The organism is Streptomyces sp. NPDC046909, from assembly GCF_040644695.1.
Classification (GTDB): Bacteria; Actinomycetota; Actinomycetes; order Streptomycetales; family Streptomycetaceae; genus Streptomyces.
Genome location: NZ_JBEYXC010000020.1, coordinates 126,550 through 148,246, shown reverse-complemented (window position 1 = coordinate 148,246; position 21,697 = coordinate 126,550). Strand labels below are relative to the sequence as shown.

At 69.4% G+C, this 21,697-nt stretch carries 17 protein-coding genes and 2 tRNA genes; 16 read left to right on the top strand and 3 right to left on the bottom strand.

The window, feature by feature from the left end; all coding sequences use genetic code 11:
• The first annotated feature begins 126 nt into the window (after window positions 1-126).
• From ABZ928_RS45000 to ABZ928_RS44990, 3 genes are all read left to right on the top strand, one after another.
• Window positions 127-885 (top strand): ABC transporter ATP-binding protein, encoded by a 759-nt coding sequence (locus ABZ928_RS45000; protein WP_361532965.1) that lies wholly within the window; start codon window positions 127-129, stop codon window positions 883-885.
• A gap of 156 nt (window positions 886-1,041) precedes the next feature.
• Window positions 1,042-3,486 (top strand): FtsX-like permease family protein, encoded by a 2,445-nt coding sequence (locus tag ABZ928_RS44995; RefSeq protein ID WP_361532962.1) that lies wholly within the window; start codon window positions 1,042-1,044, stop codon window positions 3,484-3,486.
• On the top strand, window positions 3,483-3,938 hold the full coding sequence (locus ABZ928_RS44990; protein WP_361532959.1) for an HD domain-containing protein: 456 nt from the start codon (window positions 3,483-3,485) through the stop codon (window positions 3,936-3,938). Before ABZ928_RS44995 ends, ABZ928_RS44990 begins: the two co-directional genes overlap by 4 nt.
• 36 nt (window positions 3,939-3,974) lie before the next feature.
• On the opposite strand, the gene ABZ928_RS44985 is transcribed toward ABZ928_RS44990, so the two are convergent.
• Entirely contained in the window at window positions 3,975-5,063 is a 1,089-nt protein-coding gene (locus ABZ928_RS44985; RefSeq protein WP_361532956.1) for an acyltransferase family protein, read from the bottom strand.
• Window positions 5,064-5,568: 505 nt separating this feature from the next.
• Between ABZ928_RS44985 and ABZ928_RS44980 the strand changes: the two genes are divergently transcribed.
• Window positions 5,569-5,763: a hypothetical protein gene (locus tag ABZ928_RS44980; RefSeq protein WP_150949237.1), complete on the top strand. Its 195-nt coding sequence runs from the start codon at window positions 5,569-5,571 to the stop codon at window positions 5,761-5,763.
• Between the two features lie 77 nt (window positions 5,764-5,840).
• Window positions 5,841-8,006, top strand: a complete 2,166-nt coding sequence (locus ABZ928_RS44975) for a serine/threonine-protein kinase (protein ID WP_361532952.1) — start codon at window positions 5,841-5,843, stop codon at window positions 8,004-8,006.
• 81 nt (window positions 8,007-8,087) lie between these two features.
• Here ABZ928_RS44975 and ABZ928_RS44970 read toward each other — a convergent pair.
• A tRNA-Gly gene (locus tag ABZ928_RS44970) sits at window positions 8,088-8,161 on the bottom strand.
• Window positions 8,162-8,291: 130 nt separating this feature from the next.
• Here ABZ928_RS44970 and ABZ928_RS44965 point away from each other — a divergent pair.
• From ABZ928_RS44965 to clpX, 5 genes are all read left to right on the top strand, one after another.
• Window positions 8,292-8,368 (top strand) — tRNA-Pro (locus tag ABZ928_RS44965).
• Window positions 8,369-8,534: 166 nt separating this feature from the next.
• Window positions 8,535-9,935: a trigger factor gene (tig, locus tag ABZ928_RS44960; RefSeq protein WP_361532949.1), complete on the top strand. Its 1,401-nt coding sequence runs from the start codon at window positions 8,535-8,537 to the stop codon at window positions 9,933-9,935.
• 280 nt (window positions 9,936-10,215) lie between these two features.
• Window positions 10,216-10,821, top strand: a complete 606-nt coding sequence (locus tag ABZ928_RS44955) for an ATP-dependent Clp protease proteolytic subunit (protein ID WP_030601513.1) — start codon at window positions 10,216-10,218, stop codon at window positions 10,819-10,821.
• 80 nt (window positions 10,822-10,901) lie between these two features.
• A complete protein-coding gene (locus ABZ928_RS44950; protein WP_289920139.1) occupies window positions 10,902-11,582 on the top strand; it encodes an ATP-dependent Clp protease proteolytic subunit in 681 nt (226 codons plus the stop codon).
• Window positions 11,583-11,770: 188 nt separating this feature from the next.
• Window positions 11,771-13,060: an ATP-dependent Clp protease ATP-binding subunit ClpX gene (gene clpX / locus ABZ928_RS44945; RefSeq protein ID WP_361532946.1), complete on the top strand. Its 1,290-nt coding sequence runs from the start codon at window positions 11,771-11,773 to the stop codon at window positions 13,058-13,060.
• 71 nt (window positions 13,061-13,131) lie between these two features.
• On the opposite strand, the gene ABZ928_RS44940 is transcribed toward clpX, so the two are convergent.
• Window positions 13,132-14,064, bottom strand: a complete 933-nt coding sequence (locus ABZ928_RS44940) for a hypothetical protein (protein WP_361532943.1) — start codon at window positions 14,062-14,064, stop codon at window positions 13,132-13,134.
• A gap of 137 nt (window positions 14,065-14,201) precedes the next feature.
• Here ABZ928_RS44940 and ABZ928_RS44935 point away from each other — a divergent pair, with 137 nt between their 5' ends.
• The 6 genes from ABZ928_RS44935 (at window position 14,202) to mreC (ending at window position 21,688) form a co-directional block, all read left to right on the top strand.
• Window positions 14,202-16,826 carry a valine--tRNA ligase gene (locus tag ABZ928_RS44935; RefSeq protein ID WP_361532940.1) on the top strand — a complete coding sequence of 875 codons (2,625 nt, stop codon included), beginning with the start codon at window positions 14,202-14,204 and terminating at the stop codon, window positions 16,824-16,826.
• Window positions 16,827-16,946: 120 nt separating this feature from the next.
• A complete protein-coding gene (locus tag ABZ928_RS44930) occupies window positions 16,947-18,434 on the top strand; it encodes a folylpolyglutamate synthase/dihydrofolate synthase family protein (protein ID WP_361532937.1) in 1,488 nt (495 codons plus the stop codon).
• A gap of 3 nt (window positions 18,435-18,437) precedes the next feature.
• Window positions 18,438-18,806, top strand: coding sequence for a DUF4233 domain-containing protein (locus ABZ928_RS44925; RefSeq protein ID WP_361532934.1), 369 nt, complete (start codon window positions 18,438-18,440; stop codon window positions 18,804-18,806).
• Window positions 18,807-18,880: 74 nt separating this feature from the next.
• Entirely contained in the window at window positions 18,881-19,294 is a 414-nt protein-coding gene (ndk, locus tag ABZ928_RS44920) for a nucleoside-diphosphate kinase (protein WP_361532931.1), read from the top strand.
• A 262-nt stretch (window positions 19,295-19,556) separates the two neighbouring features.
• Window positions 19,557-20,576 (top strand): rod shape-determining protein, encoded by a 1,020-nt coding sequence (locus tag ABZ928_RS44915; protein WP_004931372.1) that lies wholly within the window; start codon window positions 19,557-19,559, stop codon window positions 20,574-20,576.
• Window positions 20,577-20,740: 164 nt separating this feature from the next.
• Window positions 20,741-21,688: a rod shape-determining protein MreC gene (gene mreC / locus ABZ928_RS44910; protein WP_361532927.1), complete on the top strand. Its 948-nt coding sequence runs from the start codon at window positions 20,741-20,743 to the stop codon at window positions 21,686-21,688.
• The last annotated feature ends 9 nt before the right edge of the window (window positions 21,689-21,697 follow it).

Here is a 21,697-nt window from a genome sequence, read left to right as displayed (position 1 = left end):
GCCAGGAACCGGTCGGCGGGGGTGGGGTTTACCCCCGCCCGTATCCGCCAGCCGCCCACATGGCCGCGGCACCCCCCGAATCCGTACGTTCGAGACACACCCCGCGAACGAACGGAAGGACCGCCCATGCCCGCCGACTGGGCCGTAGAACTGCACGGCGTACACCGGCGTTACGGCCGCGGCCGCAGCGCCGTCCACGCCCTCCGCGGCATCGACCTCACCCTCCCGCCCGGCACCTTCACCGCGGTCATGGGCCCGTCCGGCTCCGGCAAGTCCACGTTCCTCCAGTGCGCGGCCGGCCTGGACCGCCCCACCTCCGGCACGGTCCGCCTCGGCGGCACGGAGATCACCGGCATGAAGGAGAACAGGCTCACCGCTCTGCGCCGCACCCGCCTGGGCTTCGTCTTCCAGGCCTTCAACCTGCTCCCGTCCCTCACGGTCGAGCAGAACGTGGCCCTCCCGACCCGCCTCGCCGGCCACCGCCCCGACCGCCGCCGCACCGCCGAGGTCCTCGCCCAGGTGGGCCTCGCCGACAAGGCCCGCCGCCGCCCCGGCCAGCTCTCCGGCGGCCAGCAGCAGCGGGTCGCGATCGCCCGCGCCCTGGTCACCCGCCCCGACGTCGTCTTCGCGGACGAGCCGACCGGCGCCCTCGACACGACCACGGCGTCGGAGATCCTCGCCCTCCTGCGCCACGCGGTCGACACCCAGGGCGCCACGGTCGTCATGGTCACCCACGACCCCACGGCCGCCGCCTGGGCCGACCGGGTCCTGTTCCTCGCGGACGGCGAACTGGCCGCCCACCTGGACCGCACGACCCCGGACCGGATAGCGGCACACATGACGACCCTGACGGCGCGACGGGCCCACATACCGGCAGCGGCGTGACGAAGGCGCCGGCCAACTTCTCGGCGAACGGGCACTCAATCCACCTAGGGGCGCGGGGCTGTATCGATATGCGGCTCCGCCGCGTGGGCGCGACCAGCACCCACCCACCCGCACCCGGCCACGAACCACACACGCCTCAACCCTTAGGACCCCCCGATGTTCACGCCCAACGGCCTGGCCCGCGCAGCGCTCCGCTTTCGGCCCTCCGCGTTCGTCGGCACCTTCGTCGCGCTCGCCATGGCCGCGATGATCGTGGCGGCCTGCGGCATCCTCCTGGAGACGGGTATACGGGCCGAGGTCCCGCCCGCCCGCTACGCGCACGCCCCCGTCGTGGCCGCCGCCGACCAGCGGGCCCACTACGGCGAGGGCGACAGCGCCGACAGCGAACCCCTCCCGGACCGCGCCCGCCTGGACGCGTCCCTGGTGGCGAAGGCGGCCGAGGCCCCCGGCGCCCGCACGGCCGTCGCGGACGTCACCTTCCCGGCGAAGGGCCCCCACGACACGGCCCTCACCGCCCACAACTGGTCCTCCACCACCTTCACCGGCGACCACCTCGCCACCGGCCACGCCCCGGCCCCCGGCGAGGTCGTCCTCAGCCACGCCACCCCGGCCGACGAGGTCACCCTCACCACCCCCACCGGCACCCGCACCTACCGCGTCGCCGGCACCACCGAAGGCGCCCTCGGCGATTCCGAACGCACCGCCTGGTTCGCGGACGACGAAGCCGTACGGCTCTCCGGGCACCCCGGCCGCGTCGACGCGATAGCCGTACTCCCCGAGCCCGGCGTCAGCACCGACACCCTCGCCGGACAGGTCGCCCACGCCCTCGGCGGCAAGGCCAAGGTCCACACCGGCGACGGCCGCGGCACCGTCGCCGACCCCAGCCTCGACGAGGCCAAGGAGATCCTCATCGCCCTCGGTGCCTCCTTCGGGGGCGTCGCCACGATGGTCGCCATGTTCACCGCCGCCGGCACCGTCGCCCTCGCCGTCGGCCAGCGCGCCCGCGAGTTCGCCCTGCTGCGCGCCATCGGCACCACCCCGCGCCAGATCCGCCGCACGATCGCCACCGAAGCACTCCTGATCGCCCCCGTCGCGGGCGCGGCCGGCTGCGTCCCCGGAGTCGCCCTCGCCGCCTGGTGGTTCGGCCAGCTGCGGGACCGGGGCGCGCTCCCGCGCGACGTCGACCTCGCCGTCTCCTGGATCCCGCTGGTCTCCGCCGCCGGCGCCGTCCTTCTGACCGCCCTGGTCGCCGGATACACGGCCGCCCACCGCAGTTCCCGCATCAAGCCGGGCCAGGCCCTGACCGAGGCGTCCGTGGAGCGGCTGCGCGTCGGCTGGATCCGCACCCCGCTCGGCATCGCCGCGGCGGTCGGCGGCCTCGTCTGCGCGGGCCTGGCCGCCTCGATGACCGGCGAGGACGCGGCCAACACCGCGCTCGGCATCGTCATGCTGTTCATGCTGGCCGTGGCCCTGCTCGGCCCGCTCGTCGCCCGCGCCTGCGCGGCCCTGTTCGGCCTCCCGCTGCGCGGAGCGAGCGCCTCCGCCGTCCTGGCCGCCGCCAACTCCCGTACCAACGCCCGCCGTCTGGCCTCCGCGATCACCCCGATCGTGCTCGCCATGGCCTTCTCCTCGGTCCTGCTCTTCCTGCACACCAGCGAGGACCACGTCACCGCACAGCAGCAGCGCGACGGGATCACCGCCGACCACATCGTCACCGCGACCGGCCCCGGCCTCGCCCCCGACGCCGTACGACGGGCCGAGCGCACCCCCGAAGTCACCGCCGCCGTCGGCCTGTTGAAGACCTCCGTGCTGGTCCCCGGCTCCGGCGGCACCCTGGAAGCCGCCACCGCGCAGGGCGTCACGGGCTCCGCACGCGATCTGGCGGCCGTACAGGACCTGGACGTCATGGACGGCCGACTGTCCCTGAAACCCGGCGAGATCGCCGTGGACGCCTCGCTCGCCGGCACCGCGGACGCGAAGGTCGGCGACCGCCTCCCCATCCGGCTGCCCGACGGCACGAAGGCGGCGCCGCGGATCGTGGCGACGTACGGACGCGGCATGGGACTGTCCCAGGTGACGATGGCCCGCGCCGACCTCGCCGCCCACGTCACCTCCGCCTTCGACACCGAGCTGTGGACGAAGGGCGCGGCGACCGGTCTGGGGGAGCTCGGCACGGTGCTGGCCCGCGCCGACTACACCACCGCCCAGTCCGTCGACCGCGAGCTCAACGCCTGGGCGAACAACGTCATGGCGGCCGTCCTCGGCGGCTTCGCGGCGGTCGCCGCCGTCAACACCCTGGTGATGACGGTCCTGGACCGCCGCCGCGAACTCGGCACCCTCCGCCTCATCGGCTCCACCCGCCGCCAGATACTGCGCATGATCCGCTGGGAGGCCCTGCTGGTCGCCCTCGCGGGCATCGCCCTCGGCACGGGCATCGCGCTCGCCACGCTCGTCCCGATGATGAACGGCCTGACGGGACAAGGCCCTTACATCCCGCCGCTGGTCTACGGCTCCCTCGCCGGGACGGTCGTCGTCCTCGGCCTCGCCGCCGCGACCCTTCCCGCCCGCGCGGCACTGCGCGGGGAGACACTGGAGGAGTGACAGAGGCACCGAGCACCCTGACCCCGGCCGAGGTGGAGACCCTCGCCCGCGCCGCCCACGAGGGCCAGACCGACAAGGCGGGCCGGCCCTACGCCGAGCACCTCCAGGCCGTGGCGGACGGCGTACGCGCGCGGGGCGGCGACGCCGACCAGATCGCCGCCGCCTGGCTGCACGACGCCGTCGAGGACGACGCGCTCTCCGCGCACTGGCTGGAGGAGGCCGCGCTGAGCCGCCGTACGAAGGACATCGTGCTCGCGGTCACCAAACGGTCCGGAGAGCCCCCGGAGGCGTACGCGGGACGGATCCTCGCCACTCCCGGCGCGCTGTTGGTGAAGGAGTCGGACCTGGCACACAACGCAGACCCGGCGCGCCTGGCCATCCTGGACGAGGAGACCCGGAAACGACTGACCGAGAAGTACGCACGGATGCGCGCGCTTCTCGGTCTGGGGTGAACGAAAGTCCGAAGCGGACATAAGCAAGAAAGTGTCTTAGGCGAGAACCTTCTCGCGGCGCTCCCGCGGCTGCCGCTCCCGCGCCACTTCCGCCGCGTCCCGTCTGAAGGCCCACTCCATGCTCGGCTCCATCGCGAACCGGAAGACCCGCTGTACGGGCTTGGTGCACAGCAGGGTGACGACGGCGCCCGCGAGGAGGGTGACGAGGATCTCGCCGAGCGGGCGGTGCAGCCAGGCGTGGTCGAACCAGCCCTCGTAGGCGGCGGCCTTCACGACGAAGCCGTGCAGCAGATAGCCGTACAGCGTGCCCGCGCCGAGGGCCGTGAACCACATGTTCCGGCGCGGCACCCAGGCGAAGAAGCAGGCCGTCAGGAGCAGCGAGCAGCCGAACATCGCGAGCACCATGACCGGCCCGGCCCACCACGGCGCGCCCAACTGCTGGGCGGCGTCCCGGTGGTAGAACCACGAGGTGTTCATGCGCGGCACGGCCCACCAGCCGACGGCGAGCGCGGCGGCGAACACCGGCACCGACAGGATCCGCACGGCACGGGTGCGCACCATGTGGAAGTGCTCGGCCTTCATGCACAGCCCGAGCACGAAGTACGGCAGGAACTGGAGGATCCGCTGGAGGTCCAGGTCGTCGCCGATCGACGGGGTGACGGAGGCGAGCATGGCGACGCCGAGCGCGAAGGGGAGCGGCCGGCGGATCATCTTGAGGATGGGCGTGGCCATCCGCCAGACGAAGAGCGCGCACAGGAACCAGGTCAGATACCAGGGGTCGAGCAGGCTGATGGGATGGCCCGGCGTGTTCTCGAAGTAGCGGTGGTAGAGCGAGTACGCGGTCTCGAACACGATGTACGGCACCGCGACGCCGGTGATCAGTCGCCTGAGCCGGTCGGGGCGCATGTCGAAACTGCGGGAGAAGAAGCCCGAGATGATGATGAACGCCGGCATGTGGAACGAGTACACGACCGTGTACACGCCCTCCAGGATCCGGCTGTCGCCCTTGATCGGCTCCCAGGCATGGCCCATGGCCACGAGCACGATCGCCAGGTACTTGGCGTTGTCGAAGAACGCGTCGCGCTGCTTGCCGACGGGCTTGGGGGACTGGGCGGCGTGGAACATCTGAGGCACCCTAGCGTTGTCTGTGCGTTTCCGTAAAACTCGCCAGGTCATTCCTGGTTATCGGCTTCGGATACCCCGGAAATCGTGAAGTCGGCGATTTTTTGAAGTGACGGTCAACACACCATTCCTGAGGCCACTCTTGGCATGATTCATCACCATTAAATGGGGCATAAGGCCAGCAGGCGACGTTGCCGGAATGTCCGATTCCTGCATCTGTGGCGGCCCTTCGAATTACCTGCGAACAAGATGTGTGGAGACCGAAACGATCTCGTCGAATTCCCTGTGTGGGTGCACCCTCGAATTCCCGTACGAAACAAGGCGGGTTGAAGGCGGGTTGAGGGTCGGGCCGGACGGCCGGCGCACAGATCAGGCACAGGTGTGGTCAACGATGCCTCACCAGCCGCATAGAGCGGCCTGGTTGGTGGCACGATGGTTCCTGGCGGGGGTGCGCGGGCTGGCACCTCCGGGCCGGGAGAGCGGACCGACCGAGGGTGTGTGATCAGTTGTGGCCATTTCGCTGTCAGTGGTGCTGCTGTTGGCGATCATCTTGGTGGTGTTGATCCGTGGCGGATCCCTCAAGGCCGGACCCGCCGTCGTCGCCGTGCTGTTCGGCTTCTTCCTCGCCTCGACCGGCATGGCCGACGACATCCAGCGCTTCCTCGACTCGATAGCGGAGACCATCAACTCGATCCAGTTCTGACCCTGTTGACCCCGCCGGGCTAGGCTGACCAGCCTGGTCATGGGGGCCGGTGACGGACAACAGGGGGACGTACGGGGATGGCGCTGCGCGACTCGGACCCGGCGGAGGTGGGCGGTTATCGCATCGAGGACCGTCTGGGCAGCGGCGGAATGGGCGTGGTCTACCTCGCCCGCTCCGCCTCCGGCCGCCGTCTCGCGGTCAAGGTGGTGCACGGCCAGTACGCGGACGACGACGAGTTCCGTGCCCGGTTCCGCCGCGAGGTGGCCGCCGCCCGCCAGGTCAGCGGTGCCTTCACGGCGCCCGTCGTGGACGCCGACGCCGACGCGTCGCGCCCCTGGATGGCCACGCTCTACATACCGGGCGCGAACCTGGGCGCGCACATACAGGACAACGGCCCCCTGCCCCTGCCTCGCCTCCGCGAACTCGCCGCGGGCCTCGCGGAGGCGATCCGCGACATCCACCGCGCCGGAGTGGTCCACCGCGACCTGAAACCGGCCAACGTGATGCTCGCCGACGACGGCCCCCGCGTCATCGACTTCGGCATCTCCCGCGCCACCGAGTTCGCCGCCTCCGACGTCCTCACCCAGACCGGCCGCGTGATGGGCACCCCGCCCTTCATGTCCCCGGAACAGTTCTCCGCACCCCAGGACGTGGGCCCGGCGGCCGACATCTTCTCGCTGGGCGCGGTGGTCGCGTACGCCGCCTCGGGCCGCGGCCCCTTCGACAGCCCCAGCCCCTACGAGACCGCGATCCGCGTCGTCGAGGGCACCCCCGAACTCGACGACGTCCCCGCCGAGTTGCTCCCCTTCATCCGCCTCTGCCTGGAGAAGCACCCCAAGTCCCGCCCCACGGCGGACGAGTTGCTCCGCCTGCTGCGCGACGGCGACTGGCCCGCCCCGCGCCCCGCGGAAGCGCAGCCGACCTTGGTCGACGCGGGCGACGCGGGCAAGTCCCGCCGCCGCAGGCGCCTCTGGCTGACCGCCGCGGCAGGCACCCTGGCGTTGGCGGCGGCGGCCACCACGACACTCGCGCTGACCGACGACGCCGGCTCATCCGCCTCCGGCGGCCTCCCGGCCGGCTGGAAGCCCTGGCACCGGCAGGCGAAGGACCCGAGCCTCGACAAGGACCCGATCGGCCCCTCCACCGTCTTCAACCGCTGCACCTCCTCCGGCACGTCCCTCGTCTGCGCGGGCGACGAGATCATGGCGACCCGCTTCGCCCTGGCCGACGGCAGGAACACCTGGGCCCTGCCCATCGACGGGACCGCCGACGGCGACGACTTCAGCAGTAGCAGCAGTTCCGGCGGCGGCACGATCATCGGCACCCGCAAAGGCCGGGTGTACGTCTACGGCGCCGACGACCGGCCCGTGGCCGACGCGACGACGACCCCGGTCCGCTACACGATCCAGGCCGTGGACGCCGAGACCGGCAAGGTCATCTGGAAGACGGTCACCGCCGACAGCGAGAACGGCACGGAGCCCAGCAGCGACCAGGGCGCCTCCGCGGCCGTCCCCGCGGGCGTCGTCACCATGTACGGCAGGACAGGGAGCCAGTACGCCCTCCTCGACGCCGACGACGGCAAAGTCCGCTGGAAGCGCCCCCTGCCCAACCCGGAGCAGTACCTCGCCCTCCTGCACAGCGTCGCCGGACAGGCATACCTGCTCACCGGCAAATACACCTCCGACGAGATCGAGAACACGACCGTCGCCCAGCTCGACCCGGCCACCGGCAAACCCCGCTGGACCGTGAAACTCAAGGGCGACATGAACATCGTCGGCGGACACGACGGCCGCCTGGTGCTGATGCGGACGACCGGCGCCCACCGCACCCTGACCCTGATCAACACCGCCACGCACATCGTCACGACCGTGAAGCTCGCCAAGTCCCAGCCCGCGACCGCCACCCCCACCCTCACCGGCGGCACCCTCTACTTCACGCTCACCAACGGCGGCATCCGCGCGGTGGACCCGGCCACCGGCCGGCAACTCTGGGCGGCCAACTCCGGCGTCGAACAGTCCGGCCCCCCGACCGTCTCCGCCACCCGCCTCTACGTCGCCTCCCCGAGCGGCCGTCTAGCCGCCCTGAACCGCGCCACCGGCGAGGTAGAGGGCACCCTCCCGGGCCGCGACGACGGCGCCGTCGAAGGCCCCCCGACCGGCGCCCCCCTCACCCTCGTCGGCGACGCCCTCTACATCCCGTACGGCCTCCGCTCCGTGTACACGATTGACGTACGGACCCTCTGACCCCACGGCCCCTCGGAACCCGCGCGAAAACGCCTCAGGGCCAGGCGGAGGATTGATCCTCTGACCTGGCCCTGAGCCGTATGGAGCGGGCGACGGGAATCGAACCCGCGTAGCTAGTTTGGAAGACTAGGGCTCTACCATTGAGCTACGCCCGCACAGGACGCGCCGCAGGTCAGGTGACCGCGGCACAGAAGGCATCGTAGCGGGTCGGGGCCGCTCGCCGCACACCCCGTAAATGCGGCGGTCCCGCGGCCTGCGGGCATGTACCCTACGTGTCGCACCAGACGGGGTGTGGCGCAGCTTGGTAGCGCGTCCGCTTTGGGAGCGGAAGGCCGTGGGTTCAAATCCCGCCACCCCGACCACCTTTCTTGATCGCCTTTTGGGGCGTGTCGCGGCTGCGGTTACTATGCAAGCTGCATGCCCGTGTGTCTCTCGTCGGACCCTGACGACGTCCTCCGGGCGGCGAATCCGCCGGGGCCGTTCTGGCACCGGCAGAATCCAAGAAGTCAGCCACAAGGAGACCGAACCGTGAAGAGCGCCGTGGAGACCCTGAACCCGACCCGGGTTCGGCTCACTGTCGAGGTGCCCTTCGAGGAGCTCAAGGACAGCCTCGACGCGGCGTACAAGAAGATCAACCAGCAGGTCACGGTGAAGGGCTTCCGCAAGGGCAAGATCCCGGCCCGCGTCATCGACCAGCGGTTCGGCCGTGGTGCTGTGCTGGAGGAGGCCGTCAACGACGCGCTTCCGAAGTTCTACACCGAAGCGGTCAACGAGGCCGAGCTGGACGTCCTGGGCCAGCCCGAGGTCGACATCACCGAGCTGAAGGACGGCGACACGCTGAACTTCACCGCCGAGGTCGACATCCGCCCGTCCCTGGAGCTCCCCGAGGACTTCTCCTCCATCGAGGTCGAGGTCGACGCCGTCGAGGTGACGGACGAGGACGTCGAGAAGTCGGTGGAGCAGCTCCGTGAGCGCTTCGCGTCGACGTCTCCCGTCGAGCGCGCCGCCGAGGACGGCGACGTCGTCACGATCGACCTGGAGGCCAAGGTCGACGGAGAGGTGCTGGAGGACGGCATCGCCAGCGGTGTCTCCTACACCATCGGCTCCGGCGAGCTCCTCGAGGGCATCGACGACGCCGTGAAGGGCCTGGAGGCCGGTGGCGAGGCCACCTTCACCTCCGAGCTCAAGGGCGGCTCCGCGGCCGGCAAGGAGTCCGAGGTCACCGTCAGGGTCACCCAGGTCGCCGCCCGCGAACTGCCCGAGCTGGACGACGAGTTCGCGCAGCTCGCCTCCGAGTTCGACACCCTCGACGAGCTGAAGGCCGACAGCCGCAAGCGCCTCGAGAACATGAAGCAGTACGACCAGGCCACGCAGGCCCAGGAGCGCGTCCTGGAGAAGCTCCTGGAGCTCGTCGAGGTGCCCGTCCCCGAGAAGCTGCTCGAGGACGAGATCAACACCCGCAAGCACAACCTGGAGCACCACCAGCTCGGCCAGATGGGCCTCGACCTCGCGAAGTACCTGGAGATCCAGGGCAAGACCGAGGAAGAGTTCGACACCGAGACCAAGGACGCCGCGGTCAAGGGCATCAAGACCCAGTTCGTCCTCGACGAGCTGGTCAAGCGCGAGAAGCTGAACGTCAACCAGGAGGAGCTCACCGAGCACCTCATGCGCCGCGCCGCTTCCTCCGGCATGTCCCCCGACCAGTTCGCCCAGGCGGTCGTCGAGGGCGGCCAGGTCCCGCTCCTCGTCGGTGAGGTCGCCCGCGGCAAGGCCCTCGCGGTCGTCGTCGAGGCCGCCACGGTCAAGGACACCAACGGCGAGGTCATCGACCTCGACGACGAGGACGAGGTCGAGACGGCCGCCGAGGTCGCCGCGGAGGCGACGGAGGCCGACGCCACGGACGCCGAGCCGGAGAAGACCGAGGGCTGAGCCCACGGCACCGAGCAGGTCGTAGGACGGGCCCTGGGTCACTCATGACCCAGGGCCCGTTCGCCTACCCAGTGGTCCTCCCGCCGGGGGTGCCCGGCGCTACGCCCCCGGCGAACAGCCCCGTATCCGGGATTCCCCGAAGGGACCAGCGCGTTAGGGTCCATGAATACGAGGGGAGTGGAGTCCCCAAGTGGCTCCAGCCCCGCAGGGAACACGCAGGGAAACGTGAAGACGGCCCGGCGCCGTCGTAAGACGAGCAGGTGGATACGTGACGAATCTGATGCCCTCCGCCGCCGGCGAGCCTTCCATCGGTGGTGGCCTCGGCGACCAGGTCTACAACCGGCTGCTCAACGAGCGGATCATCTTCCTCGGCCAGCCGGTCGACGACGACATCGCGAACAAGATCACCGCACAGCTGCTGCTCCTTGCCGCGGACCCGGACAAGGACATCTACCTCTACATCAACAGCCCCGGCGGCTCGATCACGGCCGGCATGGCGATCTACGACACCATGCAGTACATCAAGAACGACGTGGTGACCATCGCCATGGGCCTCGCCGCCTCCATGGGCCAGTTCCTGCTCAGCGCGGGCACCCCCGGCAAGCGCTTCGCGCTGCCGAACGCCGAGATCCTGATCCACCAGCCGTCCGCCGGCCTCGCCGGCTCGGCCTCGGACATCAAGATCCACGCCGAGCGGCTTCTGCACACCAAGAAGCGCATGGCTGAGCTGACCTCCCAGCACACCGGTCAGTCGTTCGAGGAGATCACCCGCGCCTCCGACCGCGACCGCTGGTTCGACGCCGACGAGGCCAAGGAGTACGGCCTCATCGACGAGGTCATCACCACGGCCGCCAACATGCCGGGCGGCGGCGGCACCGGGGCCTGAGAACCCCCGCAGGGGCCCGGAAAGACCCAGACCCCGCGCAAAGCCCCCAGCCGACCGCCTCAGCCCCTAGGAGAGAGACAGTGAACGACTTCCCCGGCAGCGGCCTGTACGACCGCACACGCGCCGAGTACACGGGCCCCTCGGCGGAGTCCCGGTACGTCATCCCGCGCTTCGTGGAGCGCACCTCGCAGGGCATTCGCGAGTACGACCCGTACGCGAAGCTCTTCGAGGAGCGCGTGATCTTCCTCGGCGTCCAGATCGACGACGCCTCCGCCAACGACGTCATGGCGCAGCTGCTGTGCCTGGAGTCGATGGACCCGGACCGGGACATCTCGGTCTACATCAACAGCCCGGGCGGCTCCTTCACGGCGCTGACGGCGATCTACGACACGATGCAGTTCGTGAAGCCCGACATCCAGACGGTCTGCATGGGCCAGGCGGCCTCGGCCGCCGCGATCCTGCTGGCCGCCGGTACGCCGGGCAAGCGCATGGCGCTCCCGAACGCCCGTGTGCTGATCCACCAGCCGTACAGCGAGACCGGCCGCGGTCAGGTCTCCGACCTGGAGATCGCCGCGAACGAGATCCTGCGGATGCGTGCTCAGCTGGAGGAGATGCTGGCCAAGCACTCCACCACGCCGATCGAGAAGATCCGCGAGGACATCGAGCGCGACAAGATCCTCACGGCCGAGGAGGCGCTCTCGTACGGCCTCATCGACCAGATCATCTCCACCCGGAAGATGAACAACGCGGCCGTCCGCTAGTCGGAGGCTGTATCGTCTGCCGCCCCTTGGCACGGTTCGTGTGCTTTGACACGCTGCACGTCAAAGTGAACCGGGCCAAGGGGGGCCCGAACGGGGGGCCAGGCAAGGTACCGTCGGATTAAGGCAGCACCAGGAGCCGCTGGATTCGAAAGCGTCCAGGCGTCTCCCAGGCGAAGGGGAAGCACACCGTGGCACGCATCGGTGACGGCGGCGATCTGCTCAAGTGCTCGTTCTGCGGCAAGAGCCAGAAGCAGGTCAAGAAGCTCATCGCAGGGCCTGGTGTGTACATCTGCGACGAGTGCATCGATCTCTGCAACGAGATCATCGAGGAAGAACTCGCCGAGACGAGCGAGGTGCGCTGGGAGGAACTCCCCAAGCCCCGCGAGATCTACGAGTTCCTCGAGGGCTATGTGGTGGGCCAGGAGGCGGCGAAGAAGGCCCTCTCCGTCGCGGTCTACAACCACTACAAGCGCGTCCAGGCCGGCGAGAACGGCGGCGCCAACGGCCGTGACGACGCGATCGAGTTGGCGAAGTCCAACATCCTGCTGCTGGGCCCCACGGGCTCCGGCAAGACCCTCCTCGCCCAGACCCTCGCCCGCATGCTGAACGTCCCGTTCGCGATCGCGGACGCGACGGCGCTGACGGAGGCGGGTTACGTAGGCGAGGACGTCGAGAACATCCTGCTGAAGCTCATCCAGGCGGCGGACTACGACGTCAAGAAGGCCGAGACGGGCATCATCTACATCGATGAGATCGACAAGGTCGCGCGCAAGAGTGAAAACCCCTCGATCACAAGGGATGTGAGCGGCGAGGGCGTCCAGCAGGCGCTGCTGAAGATCCTGGAGGGCACGACGGCCTCGGTCCCCCCGCAGGGCGGCCGCAAGCACCCCCACCAGGAGTTCATCCAGATCGACACCACGAACGTCCTGTTCATCGTGGGCGGCGCCTTCGCGGGCCTGGAGAAGCTCATCGAATCGCGGGCTGGTGCGAAGGGCATCGGCTTCGGCGCGACGATCCGCTCGAAGCGCGAGCTGGAGGCCAAGGACCAGTTCGAGGACGTCATGCCCGAGGACCTGGTCAAGTTCGGCATGATCCCGGAGTTCATCGGCCGCCTCCCGGTGATCACCTCGGTCCACAACCTGGACCGCGAGGCCCTCCTCCAGATCCTGGTCGAGCCCCGCAACGCCCTGGTGAAGCAGTACCAGCGCCTCTTCGAACTCGACGGCGTGGAGCTGGACTTCGAGCGCGAGGCCCTGGAGGCCATCGCCGACCAGGCCATCCTCCGCCAGACCGGCGCCCGAGGCCTCCGCGCCATCATGGAGGAAGTCCTCCAGGGCGTCATGTACGAGATCCCGTCCCGCAAGGACGTGGCCCGCGTCGTCATCACGGCAGACGTCGTCCACTCCAACGTCAACCCGACCCTGATCCCGCGTGACGCGCGGAACGGCCGGGGCCCGGGCGAGCAGAAGACGGCGTAACCCCCGCCGCACCCAAGCCAGACGAAGGGGCCCCGGTCAACCGACCGGGGCCCCTTCGCAGTTCGGGAATGTCAGGCCTTGACGCGGACGTCGTTGCGGAGCTTGGCGGTCAGCTCGGCGGCCTCCGCCACGGTCTTGCTCTTGCCCGTGATCAGCTCGGCCACGTCGTACGAGAGCACGTAGGCGACCGTGCTGTGGTCACCCCAGACGCAGAAGGGCATCTTCACGGTCATGCCGGATTCGGTGGACTCGATCTCCTGGCACTTCATGACGCCGTTCTCGAAGCCGGAGGGCTTCTGTTCCGTGGGGGAGCCCACGAGCTTCTGGCCGGAGTCCTTGTCCTTCTCGGCTTCCTTCTTCATGTTGGCGAACATCGCGTCGACGACCTTCTCCGGGTCCTCGATGCTGCCGTAGACGCCCGCGAACATCAGCTCCTTCGGCGCGGATTCCGACCCCGCGGAGTACTCCGCGCTGACGTCCTTCGGGTCCTTGACGCCCCACGACTCCGCGTCCTTGATGTCGCTCTCGGTGAGCGTGTCGGACTCGGCTTTGTCACCCTTCTTGTAGGTGTCGTCGATGACCGTCGCCGGTGCCGTCAGCTTGTACGTGCCGTCGTCCGCGATGTCCGACCCGCCGCCACTTCCGCCGATCACAAGGTACGCACCCACCGCGATCGCGGCCACGACAGCCACCGCGCCGAGGATGATCGCCGTCTTCTTCTTGCCGCCGCCCGGCGCCGGCGGCTGCGGCACGCCGTACGGGTCCTGGCCGTAGGGCGGCTGCTGGCCGTAAGGCGGCTGGCCGTACGGCTGGGTCTGCGGCGGCACGCCCTGCGGGGCCTGCTGCGGGTAGCCGTACCCCGGCTGGGGCGGGGCCGGCTGCTGGGGGTAGCCGTAGCCGGGCTGGGGGGCCTGCGGCGGCTGCTGGCCGTACGGGCCCGGCTGACCGTACGGACCGGGCTGCTGGGGCTGCCCGCCGTACGGGCCCGGCTGGTTGTAGCTCATTACTGGGTTCCCCTCCAGATGCTTATGTGTTCCGAACATCCTGGCGCAGGCACAGGCGGCGCATTGCATCGGGGGGCCTCACCGTTACAGAACAAAGCCGTTTCGGGACACGCCCGGGACACCCCTAAACTGACCCCGTGACCGAGAACGCTCAGCAGCAGCCACCAGCGCCCAACACCGAACTGCCGACCCAGTACGCGCCGGCCGAGGTAGAGGGGACGCTGTACGAGCGCTGGGTAGAACGGGGTTACTTCGCCGCCGACGCGAAGAGCGACAAGCCCGCGTACACCATCGTCATCCCGCCGCCGAACGTCACCGGAAGCCTCCACCTGGGGCACGCCTTCCAGCACACCCTCATGGACGCGCTGACCCGTCGTAAGCGCATGCAGGGGTACGAGTCGCTGTGGCTGCCGGGTATGGACCACGCCGGTATCGCGACCCAGAACAAGGTCGAGCAGCAGCTCGCCGAGGAGGGCAAGTCCCGCCACGACCTGGGGCGCGAGGAGTTCGTCGAGCGCGTCTGGCAGTGGAAGGAAGAGTACGGCGGCAAGATCCTCGGCCAGATGCGCCGCCTCGGCGACGGCGTCGACTGGGACCGTGAGCGCTTCACGATGGACGAGGGCCTGTCGAAGGCCGTCCTCACCATCTTCAAGAAGCTGTACGAAGACGAGCTGATCTACCGCGCCGAGCGCATCATCAACTGGTGTCCCCGGTGTCTGACCGCGATCTCCGACATCGAGGTCGAGTACCAGGAGGACGACGGCGAGCTCGTCTCCATCAAGTACGGCGAGGGCGACGAGACGCTCGTCGTCGCGACCACGCGCGCGGAGACCATGCTCGGTGACACCGCCGTCGCCGTTCACCCCGACGACGAGCGGTACAAGCACCTCGTCGGCAAGCGGATCAAGCTGCCGCTGACCGACCGGACCATCCCCGTCGTCGCCGACACCCACGTCGACCCCGAGTTCGGCACGGGTGCCGTCAAGGTCACCCCGGCCCACGACCCCAACGACTTCGCGATCGGCCAGCGCCACGGCCTGGAGTCGATCACGGTCATGGACGAGCGGGCCGTCATCACGGTCCACGGTCCCTTCCAGGGCCTGGACCGCTTCGAGGCGCGCTCCGCGATCGTCGCCGCGCTGCGCTCGCAGGGCCGGATCGTCGCCGAGAAGCGCCCGTACGTCCACTCCGTCGGCCACTGCTCGCGCTGCAAGACGACCGTCGAGCCGCGGCTGTCCATGCAGTGGTGGGTCAAGGTCGGCCCGCTGGCGAAGGCCGCCGGTGACGCGGTCCGCGACGGCCGGGTCGCGATCCACCCCGCCGACATGTCGAAGCGCTACTTCGACTGGGTCGACAACATGCACGACTGGTGTATCTCGCGCCAGCTGTGGTGGGGCCACCGCATCCCCGTCTGGTACGGCCCCGACGGCGAGGTCGTCTGCGTCGGCCCCGACGAGGAGCCGCCGACCGGTGAGGGCTGGCGTCAGGACACCGACGTCCTCGACACCTGGTTCTCCTCCGGCCTGTGGCCGTTCTCCACGCTCGGCTGGCCCGAACAGACCGAGGACCTGCGGAAGTTCTACCCGACCGACGTCCTGCTGACCGGCCACGACATCATCTTCTTCTGGGTCGCCCGGATGATGATGTTCGGCCTCTACGCGATGGACGGCGAGGTCCCCTTCAAGACCATCGCCCTGACCGGCCTCGTCCGCGACGAGCGCGGCAAGAAGATGTCGAAGTCCTTCGGCAACGTCGTCGACCCGCTCGACTGGATGGACAAGTACGGCTCCGACGCCGTCCGTTTCACCCTCGCCAAGGGCGCCAACCCCGGCACCGACGTCCCGATCGGCGAGGACTGGGTCCAGGCCTCCCGGAACTTCGCCAACAAGATCTGGAACGCCACCCGCTTCGCGCTGATGAACGGCGCGACGGTCGAGGGCCCGCTGCCGGACCCGTCCGAGATGTCCTCGACGGACCGCTGGATCCTCTCCCGCCTCAACAAGACGATCGCCGAAGTCGACGCGTACTACGACGACTTCCAGTTCGCCAAGCTCGCCGACGGCCTGTACCACTTCGCCTGGGACGAGGTCTTCGACTGGTACGTCGAGCTCTCCAAGACGACGTTCATGGCGGGCGGCGAGGGCGCGAAGGTCTCCGGCCGGGTCCTGGGCGAGGTCCTCGACGTCACCCTCAAGCTGCTGCACCCGATCGTCCCGTTCGTCACGGAGACCCTCTGGACCACCCTCACGGGCGGCGAGTCGGTCGTCATCGCGGACTGGCCCAAGGACAGCGGCTTCCGCGACGACGCGGCCGAGCGCGAGATCGAGACCCTCCAGTCGGTCATCACCGAGGTCCGCCGCTTCCGCGCCGACCAGGGCCTCCAGCCCGGCCAGCGGGTGCCCGCGCGGCTGACCCTGGACGGCACGGCACTGGCCCCCCACGAGGCCGCCATCCGCCAGCTCCTCCGTCTCCAGCCCGAGGGCGAGTCCTTCACGGCCACGGCGACCCTCCCGGTCTCCGGCGCCGAGGTCGCCCTCGACCTCTCCGGCACCATCGACGTCGCGGCGGAGCGCAAGCGCCTCGCGAAGGACCTGGCGGCGGCGGAGAAGGAGAAGGCCCAGGCCAACGCCAAGCTCGGCAACGAGGCGTTCCTCGCGAAGGCCCCGGACAACGTGGTCGACAAGATCCGAGGCCGCCTGGCAAAGGCGGACGAGGACATCACGAGGATCCAGGCCCAGCTGGACAGATTGCCTCAGCAGTAGGCGCCCTGAAGGGGCGCGGGGAACTGCGCGACCAGCCACAACGTTCCCCGCGCCCGCCTGACGGCATCAGCCACCCCACTCCGTAGGCACCCTGTCAGTCCCCCTCCGTAGACTGACCCCGTGAGTGAGAGCGACGACCCCTTCGACGAGATCATCGCGGCCGAGACCGACCGGGACCCGGACCTCGCGGTCATAGAGGCCGGCAGCCGCACCCTGCGTACCCAGGGTGGCGCCCCGACCGCAGACGTCCCGACGCGCCCTGAGGACCCCGAGGTCGACAAGGCCCTGCGCCAGGTCGAGGCGGAACTCGCCGGCCGCTGGGGCGAGACCAAGCTGGAGCCGTCCGTCACCCGGATCGCCGCGCTGATGGACGTCCTGGGCGAGCCGCAGAGGTCGTACCCCTCGATCCACATCACGGGGACGAACGGCAAGACCTCCACCGCCCGCATGATCGAGGCCCTCCTCGGCGCCTTCGAGCTGCGCACCGGCCGGTACACCAGCCCCCATGTCCAGTCCGTCACCGAGCGCATCAGCCTCGACGGGGCGCCGATCTCCGCCGAGCGGTTCATCGAGACGTACGAGGACATCAAGCCGTACGTCGAGATGGTCGACGCGCAGCAGGAGTACCGGCTGTCCTTCTTCGAGGTGCTGACGGGCATGGCGTACGCGGCCTTCGCGGACGCGCCCGTGGACGTCGCCGTCGTCGAGGTCGGGATGGGCGGCACGTGGGACGCCACCAATGTCATCGACGGTGACGTCGCCGTCGTCACGCCCATCGATCTCGACCACACCGACCGGCTCGGTGAGACGCCCGGCGAGATCGCCACCGAGAAGGCGGGCATCGTCAAGCAGGACGCGACCGTCATCCTGGCCCAGCAGCCGGTCGACGCCGCGCAGGTGCTGCTGAAGAAGGCCGTCGAGGTGGACGCGACCGTGGCCCGCGAGGGGCTGGAGTTCGGGGTCGTGGCGCGTCAGGTCGCCGTCGGCGGACAGCTGCTCACCCTCCGCGGGCTCGGAGGGGAGTACCACGAGGTCTATCTCCCGTTGCACGGCGCCTACCAGGCGCACAACGCGGCCGTGGCGCTCGCCGCCGTCGAGGCCTTCTTCGGCGTCGGCTCGCAGCGGCCCGAGCCGCTCGACATCGACACCGTCCGTAAGGCGTTCGCGGCCGTCTCGTCGCCGGGCAGGCTCGAAGTCGTCCGGACGTCCCCTACCGTTGTGCTCGACGCCGCGCACAACCCGGCGGGCGCCCGTGCGACCGCCGACGCGATCGGTGAGGCCTTCGACTTCAGCCGGCTCATCGGGGTCGTGGGGGCGAGCGGGGACAAGAACGTACGGGGGCTGCTGGAGGCCTTCGAGCCGATCTTCGCCGAGGTCGTCGTCACCCAGAACTCCAGTCATCGGGCGATGGACGCCGACGAGCTGGCCGCGATCGCCGTCGAGGTGTTCGGGGAGGAGCGGGTGCAGGTCGAGCCGCGGCTGCCGGACGCCCTGGAGGCCGCGATCACGCTCTCCGAGGAGGAGGGCGAGTTCGCGGGCGGCGGGGTGCTCGTGACCGGCTCCGTCATCACCGTCGGCGAGGCCCGACTGCTCCTGGGGAGGGGCTGACCCGTGCGTACGCTCTGTGCTTCGACCCTGATCGGCGAGTTCTTCATCATCGGCTTCGCCGGACTGGTCGCCATGAAGGACCCCGATCTGTCCATGTCGACGGTGTGGACGGTCAGCGGGATCGCGATGTTCCTGTGCGTGGTGCTGTGCGGCCTGGTCACCCGGCCCGGCGGCGTCGCCATGGGCTGGGCCCTCCAGATCCTGCTCATCGCGTCCGGGTTCGTCGTACCGACGATGTTCTTCATGGGGGCGATCTTCGCGGCGCTGTGGTGGGCCTCGGTGCACTACGGGCGGAAGATCGACGAGGCGAAGGCGAGATTCGCCGCGCAGGCGGCCTCCCCGTCGGGTTCCACTACACCTGACGCTGCGTGACCAGCGCACGGACACGCCCTGTAACCTCGGTCTTCCCGCACCAAGCTTGACACGCTCGACTAAGGAGCCTCCTCGTGACGCAGCGCACCCTCGTCCTCCTCAAGCCCGACGCCGTCCGTCGCGGCCTGACCGGCGAGATCATCGGCCGGATCGAGCGCAAGGCCGGCTGGCAGATCACCGCGCTGGAGCTGCGCACCCTGGACCAGGAGACGCTGGAGCAGCACTACGGCGAGCACAAGGGCAAGCCCTTCTACGAGCCGCTGGTGGAGTTCATGGCCTCCGGCCCGGTCGTGGCGCTGATCGTCGAGGGCGAGCGGGTCATCGAGGGTGTGCGCGCGCTGGCCGGTCCGACCGACCCGATCGCCGCCGCCCCCGGTTCGATCCGCGGTGACTACGGCGTGATCGTCCGCGAGAACCTGATTCACGCGAGCGACTCCGAGGAGTCCGCCGAACGCGAGGTGAAGATCTTCTTCCCGGGGCGCGCGTAACCCGTGTGCCGCCGGTGAAAGTCCGGGGCCCCGGTCCCGGACTTTCTTGGCATATGCGTGGCGATCGAGGGAACCAGCACCCCCGAACGCCCCTCTCCAGGAGCGAACGCAGTCAGCATCTGCTGACAATGGCGGAGACCCTTACGCAGTGTCCGTGCGGGCGCCACTACGATGGAACCCTTCACGTCACCGCACCCACTTCGCCGACCTGAAAAGCCCTCAAGCTCCCAGGAAGGCCAGACGAATCCTGATGGGGAACTCAATGTCGTTCATCGGCCGTGACATGGCTGTCGACCTCGGGACCGCCAACACGCTGGTGTACGTCAGGGGTCGCGGGATCGTACTCAACGAGCCGTCCGTCGTCGCGATCAACACCAACACCGGTGGCATCCTCGCGGTCGGCGCCGAAGCGAAGAAGATGATCGGGCGGACCCCCGGCAACATCGTTGCCGTACGTCCGCTGAAGGACGGCGTGATCGCCGACTTCGAGATCACCGAGCGGATGCTGCGCTACTTCATCCTGAAGATCCACAAGCGGCGGTATCTGGCTCGTCCGCGGGTCGTCGTCTGTGTGCCCTCGGGCATCACCGGCGTCGAGCGCCGCGCCGTCATCGAGGCGTCGTCCCAGGCCGGCGCCCGCCAGGTGCACATCATCGAGGAGCCCATGGCGGCCGCCATCGGCTCCGGCCTGCCGGTCCACGAGGCCACGGGCAACATGGTGGTGGACATCGGCGGCGGCACGACGGAGGTCGCGGTCATCTCGCTCGGCGGCATCGTCACCGCCCAGTCCATCCGCGTCGCGGGCGACGAACTGGACAACGCGATCATCCAGCACATCAAGAAGGAGTACTCCCTCCTCCTCGGTGAGCGGACGGCCGAGCAGATCAAGATCACGATCGGTTCGGCGTACGACCTCGACGCTGACGAGCACACCGAAATCCGCGGCCGGGACCTCGTCTCCGGGCTGCCCAAGACCGTCGTCATCTCGGCCGCCGAAGTCCGCAAGGCGATCGAGGAACCCGTCAACGCGATCGTGGACGCGGTCAAGACGACCCTCGACAAGTGCCCGCCCGAGCTGTCCGGCGACATCATGGACCGCGGAATCGTTCTGACCGGCGGCGGCGCCCTGCTGCGTGGCCTCGACGAGCGGCTGCGGCGTGAGACCGGCATGCCGATCCACATCGCCGAGGACCCGCTGGACAGCGTGGCGCTCGGCTCCGGCAAGTGCGTGGAGGAGTTCGAGGCGCTCCAGCAGGTGCTGGACGCCCAGCCGCGCAGATGACGTAACTCTTCGATTCCGCCGTACGAGATGATCTCCTCTCGTGCGGCGGATCGTTGATATAGAGGCATAAGCTCGCGCATACAGCTTCCGCGCGCTTCGCATCTGAACACCCGCACATTCCTGAACACTGCACATTCCTATTGAGGAAGGCACGGCCGCCGCACGTGAGGGACACACGAGAGAGCCGGCTGCTCCTGGTGCTGCTGATCGCCATCGCGTTCGCACTGATCACGGTGGACATCCGCGGCGGGGAGGACTCACCGGTCGACGGTGCCCGTCAGGTCGCGGCCACGGTCTTCGGCCCGATCGAGGACGGCGTCTCGGCGGCGGTGAACCCGGTCGGCAACGCGGTCTCCGCGATCCGTGACTCGGGTGAGCGGCACGACCGGCTCGCCGCCCTGGAGAAGGAGAACGCGGCCCTCAAGGCGAAGCTCGGCAGCGACGACCGCAACGCCAGCCGCCTCAAGCAGCTGAACTCCATGCTGAAGGTCGCGGGCGAGGGCCAGTACGGCATCAAGGGCGCCGAGGTCATCGCCATAGGAGCGGCCCAGGGCTTCTCCTGGACCATCACCATCGACGTCGGCTCCAACGACGGCATCCAGCGCGACATGACCGTCCTCAACGGCGACGGACTCGTCGGCCGCGTCACGACGGTCGGCCCGAACACCGCGACCGTACTCCTCGCCAACGACCCCGACTTCACCGTCGGCACCCGCATGGAGGCCAGCGACGAGCTCGGCTTCGCCTCCGGGCAGGGCGACCGCCCGCTGCGCGTCGAACTCCTCAACGGCAAGGCCGACGTCAAGAAGGGCGACCGCCTCGTCACCTTCGGCTCGCAGGCCGACAAGCCCTTCGTGCCGGGCGTCCCGGTCGGCGTGGTCTCCCGCGTCGACCCCTCCGGCGGCGACCTCACCCGCACCCTCTACGTCACGCCGTACGTCAGCTTCACCAAGCTCGACATCGTCGGCGTCGTCGTCGAGGCCCCGAAGAAGGACCCGCGCGACACGGTGCTCCCCGCCAAGCCGAAGCCGACCCCCACGCCGACGGTGACCGTCACGGTCACCCCGTCCGCGAACGCCCCTGTCGACGGCCAGATCGAGCAAGAGCAGTAGGAGCTGATT